The following is a 13,682-nucleotide window of genomic DNA, read 5'->3' on the forward strand; positions in this document are numbered from 1 at the left end:
ACCGAGTAAGATAAAGGCTGTTGTCTAGTGCAGCGGCCAGGCTGGACAATATCGGATTTGCACAACGGCTTCGCGCTATAGACTGTTGCGCAAGAAACCTGAATCTGTACCCAGCGCCGATTGAGCACTACAAAGACACCTAGCTGGAGGGCGTATTAGAATGTACTAGCCGTGGTTTATTTCTAATCTCCAACCTCTTCTCCAGCTGATTAATGTAGTCGATAAGCAGAATTTCCCTGCTGAGCACTAGCTCATAACGAGCCTTCAACTGCCTAATTTCTTCATTCTTTTTCTGAGTAGCTGCCCGCGTTGCTGCTTTAGTCGCTTTTTTGGGAGCAGCAGGCAGACGCTCAATTTCCGCTCGAATGCGGGCACGGATTTCGTCATGCTGCTTCCTGTTAGCCTTCAAATAGCCCCGCTTAAAGCCAGCTTCCAAACACACTAGGTCATATGACAAGGGATCATTCTTGTTAACGATTAATGGTTTCCCAGCCAAGATTCGCAGCAGTGCTGCCCACAGCAAAACCAATCCTCCGTCAGTCATAGCAAAACCTCCAATTTTTGCGCGAACTCGTTCAATTCAGACAAGGTATTATTTTCAAATTGATACTCGGGCTGGCCTACCAGCCTATCCACTATTTTCTCCTGAATAGCAATAAGCCTAATCAATTTAGACTGAACCACCGTCGAGTTTGAACATCCGTCACACCCAACAAAACTTACAGTGATCCGCTTTTCACACATTCCATTCAATGTGCACCCACCAACGGGAGTTGGGCGATAAAATATCTGTCCTTTTTTCATTTTCAAGAGCGTCTGCTCTAAGCTTTCGGCGTAACCTAGAGACCTCAAACTGGGTTTAGAATTACGCTCAATCCAAGTTCCAGCTGGGCCTTTGAGAACTTCATCAGGGATGATGAGTTCTTTGACATACTGAAAGGAACGAACAAACAGCTCTGATTCTTGGTATCTAACAACCCACGCATCCTTGTCCCCCTTACTTCTTTCAAGAATATTGGGCGCATATACAGAACCTTTAGCATAGTAACGAGACATGGCAAGTGTGAGATGCTTGAGGATTTCCTTCAGGGCAGGCAAACTTACGAGCCCACTCGCTATCGCATACACAGCTGTGGATCTGCGCAACTGGTGGATTTTGAGCGGCCATTGCCTTCCTACGTCAAACTTGCTCTCAGCTTCCCACACGCGAAATGGATTGATAGATTTCAACTCTTCGATGTGATGAGCACCGATGACAATCGAAGAAAAATGCATTTGATATCTAGATGGCTCGTAGTTCCCACACGTGGGGGCTTTGGAGGTTAGCGAGGCAAGGTTATCGTTTGCAGCGGCAAATGGAAGATAGCCAGTTGATATAAATAAACACTGCCCAGGGACATCAACCTTATTGCACTTCATGATCAACCTGCATAGAAAAGACGCCGCCTCGAAAGGGGCCTCGACATCTAAAGAAGTGTACCAAGAAACACGTTTGCGCAAACCTCGGAATTTCGTCGTAAAACCAACAAGCTTTCTAGTCTGCACCAAACCTTTTTTTGAGAACTTTTTAAGTGAGTCAAGAGTAAGGCTGTAAGCCTCAGACTTTCGCATACCTGTAAACGCATAGATCAACATAATCGAAGCATAATAAACAGCCCCAAACTGGCGAAGCAACTCCACCACTGAAGAAACGTTATACTTTTTTGCATACTCTACAAGACCGACAGCCTCTAATGCATCTTCGTAAGAAGCCGAGTTCCCTTTATGACTATTTCCATTTCTAGCGTAGTGCTTATCATTAGATACACGCAGAGAAAAATCCAAGAGCTTATCTTTAACTAAAAGAAATTCCTCAACAGTAGCTTTGTAGTCGACGAGAAGATCAAGATAAATCTGAGTTGGTATAATTTCAGTTTGATGATATTCACGAGCAGCATCACCTGACGCCGAGCGTTTCATTACGAAAGGAATAGAAGCTGGCTTGAACCCAACATATCGAAGTGGCAGCGAGCTCAGCTTGACTGCAAGATCATATAGCGCCGTACAACTACCCGGCGCAGATTTTTTATACTGCTCATATGCAGCCCCAAGATTTACCGAGTCGGAAAGAACGTTAAACACACTGAGACCAGTTTTGACACAGTAACGCCTTACGTGCTGTAACGCTAAGTTATAACGATTCATGGAAGCCAAACCTAGCGGCATACCTGGGGATTTGAAAGCATGCTTATCGAGAGCAACCAAAATACTTTTGGACTGATCTAAATTACCAGACAATTTTATGCTTTCAGGTTCGCCCTTATATCTGAGCGCGATATAATTCTTCTTATTAGCCGCGACACCACGATTGAAATAGAACCATTTATCATCCCGAAAACGTACCACAATGTCATCCGGGCCTACTGAGATCACATAATCGCTGTCAGGCATTGTCCACTCGGTAGCTGATGCTGGCCAAGGCGATGATACCGAATCAAAATATTCAATTAAACTAACCTTTGCCACTCAGATCACTCCTACTTCGTCCAAAATGCTGAGTTTTGCCTGCCAGTAACTTGTCAGTGACTCCTCTCGATAAATCTTCTGGCGTAACCTAGGCAGATCAAAACCTAACTCATCGTTGAAACCTTCAATTACGCCTAACAGCCATCTTATCCTTGCCAAGGTGGGGCCATATACCAATGCAAACTCAGCGGGATCATTCTTAATAACTTCGAGTTGGGTTATTAGATATTCCATGCTAATCAATTTTGCGGCGTCATTTAGATCTAAGTGCAAAATGTAATATTTACAGAATAGGCAGCCGATGAGATTTTTGCAGTCGGGAATTATCACTGCTGGGGTGTCAATTTGCGCAGCATCAATTAGATTACTCGTGCATCCACCTGCTTGCGTTATTACATGATCCTGTACAACCCTACCAAAGGCAGAGAAGTACATCACACCCTCGACAATAACGGCTTCCTCATTCCCAGCAGTGTAGCTTTGGAGAGCAGTTTCCTCAGAATGTTGTGCTGACTCTGCCGCAATGGCCAAACCGTGTTCCGAAGTTTTCGAATGGTGGTGATATACCCGAAGCTCACGATAGCCAACTCCATGCAAACCTGGGTTGACTACCCGTCGGAGCTTGGCTAACAAGTTAGCCGCCGGATTATCGCCAATCTGTAACGGCGATCCGTTCAGATCAAAAGTGCCGAATAAATATCTCAGCGTTTCAACGCCCGGCAAATAGGATCGCAGAGCGAAGTAATCTCTTAGACGCTTAAGAAATCGCACACCGAAGATCACATCTACTGTCATGTTTTTAGCGCGACGTTTTATCGAGCGTAGCCGTTGCACCTCTACTTCAATACTTAGCGCATCATCCCATAGAATATTTGCAGCTACCGAGACGTTGGCGCTTGTATTAAGTATAAATATAAACAAAAAACAATCATGAGCTAGCATGGCCAATCTGTGCAAATGTTCCGGCTCGAACTCAGGCAACAGCGAAACCAGATTTACTCGACTGGTGGCGTTATCATTGACCAATGTTTCACCAGCGACTAACCTCCCGACAATCGTCGAAATCGCTTCAGATCGAGTGATTTCACCTTCAGACGTTTCTATTAAATTCAGCGCGTGGTTTCGTATCAATGTGAGAACTAGACCTCGAGATTTTTTCTTTTGATTTTCTACGATTGCGGTTTCGGTAATAAGAGGATAATAGGTCGGAAGAAACCAATAACGCTCACCGTATTTCTCTACGGCCTTTGCCTGCTTTATAGGATCACGTAAAAACTCTAGTGTTTCTTTGAATACAGCATCCGCCACCCGGTACAAAGAAAATAATTTTTCATCATCGGGCACACGGGTGTTCTTTTGCTCATCTTTACTGTAACCGGGGAACTGCACTCCTACTCTGAAATTGTAGGGTACGCCTGGAAAAAGCTCGGCTCCTACATCAACGGCAACAACAAGTTTTCGGTTTGGCCGGTTCCCTATACCTGTTTCGACAACATCCCGATTTATCTTCAATGAATACTTGATGAGTGCCATATGGTAACACTCGGGGCTGTCAAGGACGTCCTCACAGCCTGTCTCATCGCAAAAGCCCACGAACTCTGAAAACATTGAATAGTTTTCGTGGACACCCGATGCCGAAAGTTTAAAGGCGCTTTTTTCTGAAAGGGAGCACGCGAATACTCTCAAGGGTTCCATCCTGGACACCCTTAATGAGTCCGGATCTATCCAACGTTTTTTAAATGGCGCCTTGGAAAACCGAGATGTGTAGGCCAAATAACCAATTGGCATCCGCCTCACCCTGGTGTAGTCCAGAAGTCTAAGCTCAAGTTGGCAGAGATGAGGGTAGTGCGGTTCGAAATAAATCCCAAAATTTTCAGGCAAGCCCAGGTCTATGATTGTGGGATTGAATAATTCCATATCACACATCACCCTGGTCGACGTTGCAATCGCCATTTTCCAATGCAGCCTGCAACCTTTTCTCCATGCTATTTTGAGCAATGTAAGATAGCTCTTCTGCTTGAATACTACCGATATACTCTTCAGCAATTGCAGGTGAAGATTGACCTAGCCTTTCCATGACTAGAAGAATCAAGTCCTTCATTTTCATATCCCCGGAGTCAATGAGCTTTAAGTTTCCGCGAACTAGATTATTCGCGTAGGTCGCTCGCAAATTATGAAAGCGCACATGAGTGTCATAGCCCATTTCACGTAAGCGAGGAGTAAGTTGCTGACGGACGAAAGCGTCAAGCGCCTTCCCTACAGGGACGGCTTGGTAAACTTGGCGACCAGGGTCATTTTTTCGAGCGTAGTATGGAAGACCGCTTTGAGTAATAAAAAGATAATCCGCGTCACAACCAGGGCGCATTCGCGTAAGGCGAGTATGGTATCGCTCAGAGCTTATATATATAACAATTTGCCTGGCCAGCCATCCCGGTATAAATATGGGAAACTGCTTTTGTTTTTTTGTGTCCGCATATTGATTGTGGCCAACATTTACTCTGAAGGTTTCTTGCCCATCGAAGCTATCAAATGCTGAACACTTAAGCGTCAGAACGGTTTGCTTTCGCGCAGAAGTAGTGAGTGAAAGAGCGAATGCAATATTCATCTCAGTATTATCAATAGCTCTGAGTGCTTGCTCTATTGCAATCTGATCAGTTTCCCCATAGGGCTTTAGCTTCTTGGGGGGCCGCTCCCCTGCACTTTTCACAGTGAGGTCTGTTACGCGAATTTTTTTTGTGAACTCCCGGCCATAGTGATTATTTAATACTATAGTCTTTTCCGATTCGACCCACATTGCATTGGCCGGAGTGAAATACTTTTCCAACGCAGCCCATCTATAAAAATCTGTGACTTTGGATATCTTTTCATTCGCGCCTTCTTCAGCTTCAGGGTCATCGTCCACCAGACGCTTCCAGTAGTAGCTGTAGCAATAAGTGGCTCGCTTCCGAAGTCTGAGTGGAAAATCAAACATCCCGACATTTTCCGCGCTCAATACTTTCCAGAAATCTTTGAGAGCTTGAGCCGTCTTATAAAGAGTATTATCGTGTGGCTGAGGATATCCTTTTGCTAACTCCATGAGGTAGAGATTACCTAAAACCCAAGGAGATCCATCTTCACTTAATAAGGCAGGAAAATGATTACAGTGATCATTGTGACACTGATCTATTGGTTTGAATTTTTGGTTTTGTTGAAAAGTGCCTAGAGTATCGCGCCCTAGAAACATTACTTCTACTTGGCGCTCCGAGTCTTCTGGCAAAACTTCATCACATGTAGGCTGCAGCATAGGGAAGAATGGAATCTTCTTAATAGATAAACTACCTACTGGATATCCATAATCAATCATTTAGTTCTTTCATCCTATTGCGAGGCCGTCTTGATTCGGAGCCATGGTTCAACGGCTGGCAGCCTAGACAGAAATCGCAACTTTCACAAGAACTTTCTTGGATGACTTACAGTATAAAAAAGTATACCCTCAACCTTTACATCGGTAATTTATCATCAATTGACATATATATAATCTCAACACCGCAAACAATTAACTTTCCCGACACACCAAAATATCCATCCCGATAAACTCCTTCAGACGAATCGTGCCCGGATGCTCATTTCGATATGCAACCACAGTAAACTTGAGCGTTGATGGCCTTCCTTCTCAGCAACATGAATTTAGGGATAGCGACCCAAAGCACCTGACAATCGTCGGAACTCTCGACTTTTTTCGAATGGCTCAAGTATTTTCAAAATGAACCGTTTGTCATAGGTAAGCCCCCCTTTTTGAGCAACGGCGTTGATCCCTTCTACAAATGACTTTGCACAGCGCCTGACCAGCGCCATATCGTTTCCCAGCACGATCTTAGGCAATCGCCAACGACGTACATGGGAGCGGCTGATCAGCACTATCAAATCGTCCGAAACCCTTTCAGCATTTGATAAAGCAGCGGCGTACGCCGAAGGCTATGCACACGCCCTGGTCGATAACAGCCAGATCGGCAGTTCCATCGAACGAGACCTTTTAATCATCGAAACGGTGGACGCCTGGAAACAAACCCGTACCGACGCGAATACTTCAACCTACTTGAGCTACCCAAGAAAACCATGACTTCCTTATTTAGACGCTACGCCGACGGCGGAACATCAGACCTGCACATCCATATGCCGCAGCGGCTTCTGCCCACGACCGTCAGTCATTGTCCCCTCGAGGTCTTAGTCGGCCATTGGGAAAAGTATCTGGTAGACCCCTCCTCCGCTCATGAGCATTGTCCATGGGCAGCGCGATTCGTTATGGGCATGCCCGTTCCAACCTGGGCGCGCGGGCTGGAGTGGAACCTTGGTCAGAAGTCTCGCTTTATCTCTGCTGTATGGTCAGGCGCGGATCTGGGGAGCTACCTCACTAATGACTGGTACGAGCCAGTGATCGGTAGCAGGGCATTAGCCGAAAACAGTGAAATTTTGATTGATGGCCAACAACGTCTGCACAGCCTGGAAGAGTATTTCCTAGACCGCTTGGCGATTCCTGATGCACAAGGACAGCCAAGGATTTGGTCTGAGCTCGGCAACGGCGAAAGGAAACGCTTTCTGTCGACGATCTTCACACACGTGAGGGTGTCTTCTGGTGACGAGGTGGCATTGCGCAGGACATACGATCTTTGCGCACAGGGAGTTGTACCCAGGTCATTCGATCAGCGTACTTCTCGATAGTTATTGACGCACCAGTGGCCGTGGCATGCCCTTGCAGGGACTGCTGTCGTTAACCAAGCCCTGTCTACGACAGGTCTTGGCCCTTCGGGCTTCCATCCTCATGCCCTTCGACCCTCCTGGTCTGCGCGCTCCGCTTGCAGAGCGATCCGACTCACCTTCTTGCTTGGACATTGGCTACCGCTCCCACATACTGCTGAGCATCCGATCAAAGATGAGGCCGGGCAGATGGGTTGGCTATTTTGGAAAGACAAGCGCCCCGCGTGGATTCAGGCGGAAGAACGGGAATTCATTAAAGCTGCGAACCGCCTAAAGACGCTTCAGGTAACGCCTCGCGGTGGCATGCGCATTGACCCCGAGGAACTCAGGGATCAGATCCTTGCGGCGCGAGAGCTATACAAAGACCTGGTTCAAAAATAAAGGTCGTGAACAGGCAACCTGCTTTCAGCCTAAGCCCTCTAGCATCCTTTTCAAAACTACAAAACAAAGGTGTCCTACGAAGCTCGACTTAGTGACAACCTGGGCCCAGGTCGGTGGGTTTTCAATGATATCAATGATGTACTGAGCTCATCCTGCATGCACTCAAAGACTCTGTTGAGCGCCGGGTGGGCATTTGATTCTCTCATTCTACTCACCAATTGCAGCAGCTTCCTACCCTGCGCAAAGGGCATTTGAATGTCGCAACATACTGTGTCGTCATTCCTTGTCATACCCATCGGATTCTCCACGGAAATTGTGGTTGTTGCGTGTCCTTCGGGCGAGGCCGTCGAGAACCGAATCTACGTCTCGGCCCTGCGGTCTTCCACCCTCAGGCCTGTGCGTCCGCTTGCAGCAACCAACCGACCCACCCCATCCAAGGTGCCCAGTTAGAACATTTTCCAACGACATATGTAGCTCGCAGAAACTCCAGCGCTCTCACCTAGCCACTCTGCGGAACGATTCTTATGCGCCTACTTTTTCATTGTCAGCCGCATACTGTAGTCTCGCCGGCGAACTGCGAACAACTCCGCTTTAAGGAGCTCTGCACATTTAAGTATTTCTGTTGCTCGAGAGTTTTGAGCGGGAGCTTTGGAGGGAAAGTCCCCACCCGTGCAAGCGTTACCGAGTACAACATACGCATTATTAACGGCTTCTGTATTAAATCCAGGGTAATCCCGATCCATAGATGTGATCAGCGTCGAAAGTCTAGTTTTTAAGCCGATTATGTATGTAGGGCTGGCTTTCAACTTATCAGAAGGATCGATACCCTCCCACCAAATGCATGAGCACTCTGCAAAATGATCAATCAAAACAAAAGCATGCTCAAGTCGCTTTGAATAGTCAGCTGAAAAAGCTGTCCATTTCGAGCGAATGGAAGTCAACCATGCGCCGAACACGCCTCCAATGACCGCGACAATAATCGCCTTAACCAGATCCGGCTCAAAAGTCATTTCTCTGCACTCTTGATATAGTGCCAGATTTCATACTCTATCAATTCGTCCAGCACATCGATACTCAATCGCTCCCGAAGTTCAGTAGCTGTGTAGCCGTGACTCCGGATCAGACCTCCGAATACCTCTTCAGTCCAAGATCCTGGAAATCCAGTAACATCATTCAAATCCAATATAATTTGATGATTTTTTTCGAGAGCTGGAATCAACCATTCAGTCCGAAATTCTTCTGCGCTGTGCGGGCCATCAACGCTGTAGCGGGCAAAAGGATATTTTGTATACTCGGCAAGCTTAAGAATAAACAACGTCATGCTAGGCCACCATTTAAAGAAATGGTAAGCCGCACTTCAGTGCCTTGCCGATGAGCGGTTTCGCTATACCGATGTCCTTCAACTGTCGCAAAAAATAGGCAACTGCCACTCCGAATAGACATCGAATGTAGATGGCCATCGGTAACTGCCCGAACTACAGCTTCCAGTCCCTTGCCACGGTGCTGGATGCGAGATCCCAAGCTCAAGGCGAGCTTCATCGCTGAAGTATCGGTGAGTTCCTCCAGATGACGCTTCATTATCGAGCCAAGCACGCCCTGCCCATCATCAGAGATGAATATATCAATGAAATCGCCGCTCCTCGATACGGTCAAATCCCAATTCACAACGGCGTCACGATCAGACTGGGCGTGCTGATATACGTTGCTGATCACTTCCGCGAGGTGTCGATAGCTACTAATAAAGATATTTTTTATAGCTGCGTGGCTGAACAGCTCATCAATCCGCTGAAAATCCACTGCGTCTTCAGTAGATAACTCTAATCGTATTAAACTGAGTTCTTCGCTCTTGACATGCATACAGAATCCTAATGGCAAGCCTTCCGGCAGTTGAGTAAAGGGCCGTCGAAGGCCCTTTTTTGTACTCAAACGATCTTACTGAGCCAGCCAACTCTCGACCTTGTCGGAACCGTATTCAGCTTTCCACTCCTTCAACACCTTGTGATTACCGCCTTTCGTCTCGACGACCTCGCCCGAATGAGGGTTCTTGTAAACTTTAACTGCGCGAGCCTTGCGGGTGCCCTTGGTTTCAGCGGCTGCAGGAGCGCGGCGGCTAGAAGATTGCGGGTCGAGAATCGCGACGATGTTGCGCAAGCTGTAGCCATACTCGCCCAAGAGATCACGGAGCTTCTTTTCAAACTCGATCTCGCGCTTCAGCCCATCATCGTTTTTCAATGTTTCAAGCTCTGCCAATTGGGCAGCAAGCTGCTGCTCAAGCGCGCGGAATTCAGCAAGACGGGACATGGAGCACCTCAGATATTCAGTGGTGGCAGTATAGTCAGCGCCGTCAACTGTAGACAATCGAAGGTGCGTCTGAGGCTAAACGCTGGATGCTCACCTTGCTGACCTGTGAGCATCCAGGTGCCGCATTTCAACCTGCCATTGAACCAGGAATTTTTCCCAATCATGAGCGTACGGGCCAATGGTCAAGCGCGTCGACCCAATGCTCGCTTGCAGAAAACGCTCGCGCCAGGGCTGCGGAATACTAGCCTCGTTCACAATGTTGATGCCTGAGCTATGGCGCTCAATCTGAACTGCTTTACGGGCAGCTTCGATATCAAGGTCTGGATAACTATGGTTCAGGTCGACGCGCTCCTGGCCTTCGATGTCGTCTAGAACATCGACAATCGCGGCAGCCTTTGGATCACCCGGTATCAAGTGCGACAGTGTCCAGAGAGCTTTGCGCCTGACAGACTCACGTGTACGAAGATCATCAGCCATGTTCAGTGCCTCGATTGGAACCGGCAGTCAGTCGACGATAAAGGTCGGCTAAGAGGCGAGCATCCAGCAGCGCGTGATGTGGAAGTTCTGGCAGCACCAAGTCGCCGATATCATCCGCTTCGAGATGCCTGAATAGCAGGATCAGGTTAGTCGCGCGATTGGCAACGTTACCTGGCCAACGATGATCTACGTAGGCTAGTTGGCAGAAGAAATCCCAATCCCATTCTGGAGCATCGGTGCAAACCTCGAGGGGGCCTTTCAGGTTGCTCAGGAAAGCAAGTAGTGAGGATTGAGCTTCGACCAAGGTTTGCCCATGCGCAGCCAGGTTGAGCTGTGGCAGGACATTTTGAATCACAAAGTCGCTGCAGTCCTGAGTCACGTACGTGTCTGTGAGCTCGACGTAGTATTCGTGCCCGGCTTCGGACACGAGTGCCAGCGAAATCAACTTCGTGTCTCGGTTGAGCCGAGTGAACTCACAGTCTAAAAATAGCTTCATCCTCTCCTACCTGTGAGTACCTGGTTCATGCATGCCGGTGTACCTTTGGCAAAACGACCAAAGCCGACTGGTTTCTTTTATGACTTTAACCTATTGCCCTGACGAACCTACGCCTGCGCTCACAGCAAGAGAGGCTTGCCAGGTACTGCGCGATGCGATCTTTGGGCGACGCACGATGATCAAAGCATGTGCTCAGACTTGGGACGAGCTCTATGCCGGGATGTTCATGGTCGACGTCGAGGGATGGAGCATGACGATCTTCAACGACTGTGATGAGCTCGATTACTGCGAAGCATGCGTCAGCACCGATGGACGGCGTTGGTCGTTCGACTCGGGTGATCGATACGGGACTGACCCTATAGCTCTGCTTAGCACATGGGAGCATCAGACACTAGAGCGGCTTCTGAAGGCGTTATGATGAGGATACATCTCGACGAACCATCTCAGAAAGATCCCTTCGTGTAACCTCGTCTTGACTGTTGCGCGTCAAGTTAGCTTCTGCCCCATCAGCCCCGAAAGCACTTCTCCAAGTAATACGCTCATTTCACGTGCCGAAAGCCAACTAGCATTGCGTCCTATCTGCGCTTGAAAATCTACAGCACGATCACTCTGGTGGGAGCAGATGAAATACTTCATAGAGCATCGCGCGATTTCAAGCGGCAGATTTTGGGAAAGCGGTGGGTGAGAGATATCCGTCTCCCCAAGAAGATACAGATCCGACGACAGCGGCAGAATTACGTGGACAAGCTCATCATCCTTATCCATGAAAGGCTTGAAAGAGCGCTCGCCTCTCACATGGAACATGTACGACTGAATCCCCTAGAGGCAGATCGCCTGACTCAAATCTTTGAACCGAATAATGGAGCGCGCTGAAACGCAGGGCGCGGGCAGCTGGCGATACAGACTCGTTGAGCATGCGGACATGACTGGCTTTTATCATGTCGGGTATTGAAGACTTAATACGCGTCAACAGGGCAGGCATCTGGGCTGCAAATATCGCGACGAGCGGCTCGATGATTTGGTCGAGGAGTGATTCATCCATAGTGAGCAAAGCCTGAAGCTGCTGCGGGCTAACATCCTGCTTTGCCAAGGCACTGTCAAAGACAGGGGAACCTGGTCTGAAATGACCTTGAGTCAACGCACGGAGGGTAGCGGGATCTGAGAGATACCCAAGAATGCCAGTGGCACACTCATCAACCATCGACTGCATATTCTGGCGAACATGGCGGCTTCTGATTTCTAGGTGAGCTAACAGCGCTGGAATCCTCTCGACCACCGCCTCGCTCAGGTTGCCAGCACGTAGGCTGTCTATCAAAGGTACGTAAACATCACGCTCTTCGTCGGTGATTTTATCGTCCAGATCCGGCTCGCCGTCGATAGCATAAAAATGCCTTTCAAGCCCTACATCTTGAATATTTGCAGATCTGGGGGGCTTATTCTGTTCGTATACCCAGCATCGGACGATTTTGCCGTTACCTGGAGATCTGAACCCTTTCTGCAAAAACTTTGGAATGAAGTGCTGCCGTACCCCTGACATATCGCATCCTTCCCTTAATCTCCAAAACCTTGTGCGGACACTTTAGCACCGCGTCATTAGCCCCATGGAACGTCCAGAACAAACGCGGTGATATTGCGTCGCGCAGATCCAAGCTTTGTCCGGGTGCCGTATTAGGCCCAACACGTGTTAGGGTCTGACCATAATGGCCTGCGCGCTCCGCTTTCTAAAGGTGGAGTGAATGGAATTTTTTTGTGCATACTTGTCAAGCGCGCAGAGTATAGGTAGATGAGCTATGAAAAAACTTAGTAGTTTTTTATATGGGGGACAGCGAACGAGGAAAAACCAGAAAAGTCAGGGTATATAGTCGAATGTTTATATCCGAAAAGTTTTTCCAGTCGCTGTCTTATGTCGGCTTTGGCAGCGGCCTTAATCCTGAAGGTATAAAGTGCGCCCGGCCCAGGGCGTTTACCTTTGGCTGGCTCAAAAACATGAGGCCTGGCAGCGATACAACATGCTTTTCGCCCCTCCTCAATCGACCACCAACCATCGTTAAAATTTGGAGATTTGGGGAACTGAAATTTTTTATTATCCGGTTTGCTGCTGGCAGGAACACCTCCAAAAAGGAAGCCTCCATTTTGAGCTGCAATTCGTGCATCCAGACTCGAAGGCTTCCATGCGTAAACCGAGGTAGTCCACTCCTTTCTATCTAGATCATCGATAGCACCACTCTTCCATGGTCGATGATAGGAATCTTCCCAAGGCCTAAACTCTGCCTTCTCGTTAATCAATCTGTCCGTAACATCGAATGCAAAAAGCCTGGCATCAACGTCTTCATTTAGAACACCGTTACTCCATTTTTGTTCAACAGCGAACCATACACCAACCCAAGCATTGAATGTGATGTCAATTAACCTCGTAGGCGCGCCATAGTGCTGCAGCATAGCGAGCTGCTTTAGCACTGATAGCCTCCCACCATGAGGGGATGAGTGGAGACCCCACCTATGTAATTCAATGAGTATTTCCCCTTCTGCTTTTTCAATATCAGCCTCTGGAAGGGTCTTTCCTCGAGTAATGTTCATTCTGCGATAAAGAGAACTATGTAGTGCCCAACTGGCGTCGACTTGTCCGCGCCAAGCGAAACTTATATCTTTTTCTACCGCTTTATCCATCACCTGGTTAATCACGTGCACTAATCCGTTGAAGTCATTTATTTCTACCTCAAATGGTTTCCAAAAAGCATCTGCTGTCATAGCGCATCTCCGTTGCATTGTTTTTTTGAGACTTGATCAA

General features: G+C 47.9%; 15 protein-coding genes. 2 read left to right on the top strand and 13 right to left on the bottom strand.

Translation table 11 applies throughout. From position 1 onward, the window contains the following. Positions 1-139 precede the first annotated feature (139 nt). Genes Q8O96_RS12470 through Q8O96_RS12485 form a run of 4 tightly spaced genes read right to left on the bottom strand, consistent with a single transcriptional unit; the run spans position 140 to position 5,848 of the window. Complete coding sequence (locus Q8O96_RS12470; RefSeq protein ID WP_305948864.1) at positions 140-544, bottom strand: hypothetical protein; 405 nt, start codon at positions 542-544, stop codon at positions 140-142. Further along, positions 541-2,505, bottom strand: a complete 1,965-nt coding sequence (locus Q8O96_RS12475) for a hypothetical protein (protein WP_305948865.1) — start codon at positions 2,503-2,505, stop codon at positions 541-543. The genes Q8O96_RS12470 and Q8O96_RS12475 overlap by 4 nt, the downstream gene beginning before the upstream one ends. Beyond that, on the bottom strand, positions 2,506-4,422 hold the full coding sequence (locus Q8O96_RS12480; RefSeq protein WP_305948866.1) for a hypothetical protein: 1,917 nt from the start codon (positions 4,420-4,422) through the stop codon (positions 2,506-2,508). Position 4,423: 1 nt separating this feature from the next. Beyond that, on the bottom strand, positions 4,424-5,848 hold the full coding sequence (locus Q8O96_RS12485; RefSeq protein ID WP_305948867.1) for a hypothetical protein: 1,425 nt from the start codon (positions 5,846-5,848) through the stop codon (positions 4,424-4,426). A gap of 444 nt (positions 5,849-6,292) precedes the next feature. Between Q8O96_RS12485 and Q8O96_RS12490 the strand changes: the two genes are divergently transcribed. Then, the gene (locus tag Q8O96_RS12490; protein ID WP_305948868.1) at positions 6,293-6,604 is read left to right on the top strand and encodes a hypothetical protein; all 312 of its coding nucleotides are present in this window, start codon (positions 6,293-6,295) and stop codon (positions 6,602-6,604) included. Next, complete coding sequence (locus Q8O96_RS12495; protein ID WP_305948869.1) at positions 6,601-7,203, top strand: hypothetical protein; 603 nt, start codon at positions 6,601-6,603, stop codon at positions 7,201-7,203. Before Q8O96_RS12490 ends, Q8O96_RS12495 begins: the two co-directional genes overlap by 4 nt. Positions 7,204-8,150: 947 nt before the next feature. Here Q8O96_RS12495 and Q8O96_RS12500 read toward each other — a convergent pair. The 9 genes from Q8O96_RS12500 to Q8O96_RS12545 form a co-directional block, all read right to left on the bottom strand. Beyond that, positions 8,151-8,630 (bottom strand): hypothetical protein, encoded by a 480-nt coding sequence (locus Q8O96_RS12500; protein ID WP_305948870.1) that lies wholly within the window; start codon positions 8,628-8,630, stop codon positions 8,151-8,153. Next, positions 8,627-8,941 carry an STAS-like domain-containing protein gene (locus tag Q8O96_RS12505; RefSeq protein ID WP_305948871.1) on the bottom strand — a complete coding sequence of 105 codons (315 nt, stop codon included), beginning with the start codon at positions 8,939-8,941 and terminating at the stop codon, positions 8,627-8,629. The genes Q8O96_RS12500 and Q8O96_RS12505 overlap by 4 nt, the downstream gene beginning before the upstream one ends. Continuing rightward, positions 8,938-9,477, bottom strand: coding sequence for a hypothetical protein (locus tag Q8O96_RS12510; RefSeq protein WP_305948872.1), 540 nt, complete (start codon positions 9,475-9,477; stop codon positions 8,938-8,940). Before Q8O96_RS12510 ends, Q8O96_RS12505 begins: the two co-directional genes overlap by 4 nt. A gap of 75 nt (positions 9,478-9,552) precedes the next feature. Further along, on the bottom strand, positions 9,553-9,921 hold the full coding sequence (locus Q8O96_RS12515) for a histone-like nucleoid-structuring protein, MvaT/MvaU family (RefSeq protein ID WP_305948873.1): 369 nt from the start codon (positions 9,919-9,921) through the stop codon (positions 9,553-9,555). Between the two features lie 90 nt (positions 9,922-10,011). Then, positions 10,012-10,398 carry a hypothetical protein gene (locus Q8O96_RS12520; RefSeq protein ID WP_305948874.1) on the bottom strand — a complete coding sequence of 129 codons (387 nt, stop codon included), beginning with the start codon at positions 10,396-10,398 and terminating at the stop codon, positions 10,012-10,014. Continuing rightward, a complete protein-coding gene (locus tag Q8O96_RS12525) occupies positions 10,391-10,894 on the bottom strand; it encodes a 3'-5' exoribonuclease (protein ID WP_305948875.1) in 504 nt (167 codons plus the stop codon). Before Q8O96_RS12525 ends, Q8O96_RS12520 begins: the two co-directional genes overlap by 8 nt. 486 nt (positions 10,895-11,380) lie before the next feature. Continuing rightward, positions 11,381-11,659 (bottom strand): hypothetical protein, encoded by a 279-nt coding sequence (locus tag Q8O96_RS12535; RefSeq protein ID WP_305948876.1) that lies wholly within the window; start codon positions 11,657-11,659, stop codon positions 11,381-11,383. After that, complete coding sequence (locus Q8O96_RS12540; RefSeq protein ID WP_305948877.1) at positions 11,652-12,431, bottom strand: DUF4238 domain-containing protein; 780 nt, start codon at positions 12,429-12,431, stop codon at positions 11,652-11,654. The genes Q8O96_RS12535 and Q8O96_RS12540 overlap by 8 nt, the downstream gene beginning before the upstream one ends. Before the next feature lie 263 nt (positions 12,432-12,694). Then, entirely contained in the window at positions 12,695-13,642 is a 948-nt protein-coding gene (locus tag Q8O96_RS12545; RefSeq protein WP_305948878.1) for an FRG domain-containing protein, read from the bottom strand. Positions 13,643-13,682 lie beyond the last annotated feature (40 nt).

The sequence above is a fragment of the Pseudomonas sp. LPH60 genome, from assembly GCF_030718165.1.
Lineage (GTDB): Bacteria > Pseudomonadota > Gammaproteobacteria > Pseudomonadales > Pseudomonadaceae > Aquipseudomonas > Aquipseudomonas danubii.

What these genes read in the sequence shown, in the direction of transcription:
- Q8O96_RS12470 (WP_305948864.1), bottom strand. Translation starts at nt 544, where the DNA reads ATGACTGACGGAGGATTGGTTTTGCTGTGGGCAGCACTGCTGCGAATC.
- Q8O96_RS12480 (WP_305948866.1), bottom strand. Translation starts at nt 4,422, where the DNA reads ATGGAATTATTCAATCCCACAATCATAGACCTGGGCTTGCCTGAAAAT.
- Q8O96_RS12485 (WP_305948867.1), bottom strand. Translation starts at nt 5,848, where the DNA reads ATGATTGATTATGGATATCCAGTAGGTAGTTTATCTATTAAGAAGATT.
- Q8O96_RS12495 (WP_305948869.1), top strand. Translation starts at nt 6,601, where the DNA reads ATGACTTCCTTATTTAGACGCTACGCCGACGGCGGAACATCAGACCTG.
- Q8O96_RS12500 (WP_305948870.1), bottom strand. Translation starts at nt 8,630, where the DNA reads ATGACTTTTGAGCCGGATCTGGTTAAGGCGATTATTGTCGCGGTCATT.
- Q8O96_RS12505 (WP_305948871.1), bottom strand. Translation starts at nt 8,941, where the DNA reads ATGACGTTGTTTATTCTTAAGCTTGCCGAGTATACAAAATATCCTTTT.
- Q8O96_RS12510 (WP_305948872.1), bottom strand. Translation starts at nt 9,477, where the DNA reads ATGCATGTCAAGAGCGAAGAACTCAGTTTAATACGATTAGAGTTATCT.
- Q8O96_RS12515 (WP_305948873.1), bottom strand. Translation starts at nt 9,921, where the DNA reads ATGTCCCGTCTTGCTGAATTCCGCGCGCTTGAGCAGCAGCTTGCTGCC.
- Q8O96_RS12520 (WP_305948874.1), bottom strand. Translation starts at nt 10,398, where the DNA reads ATGGCTGATGATCTTCGTACACGTGAGTCTGTCAGGCGCAAAGCTCTC.
- Q8O96_RS12525 (WP_305948875.1), bottom strand. Translation starts at nt 10,894, where the DNA reads ATGAAGCTATTTTTAGACTGTGAGTTCACTCGGCTCAACCGAGACACG.
- Q8O96_RS12535 (WP_305948876.1), bottom strand. Translation starts at nt 11,659, where the DNA reads ATGGATAAGGATGATGAGCTTGTCCACGTAATTCTGCCGCTGTCGTCG.
- Q8O96_RS12540 (WP_305948877.1), bottom strand. Translation starts at nt 12,431, where the DNA reads ATGTCAGGGGTACGGCAGCACTTCATTCCAAAGTTTTTGCAGAAAGGG.
- Q8O96_RS12545 (WP_305948878.1), bottom strand. Translation starts at nt 13,642, where the DNA reads ATGACAGCAGATGCTTTTTGGAAACCATTTGAGGTAGAAATAAATGAC.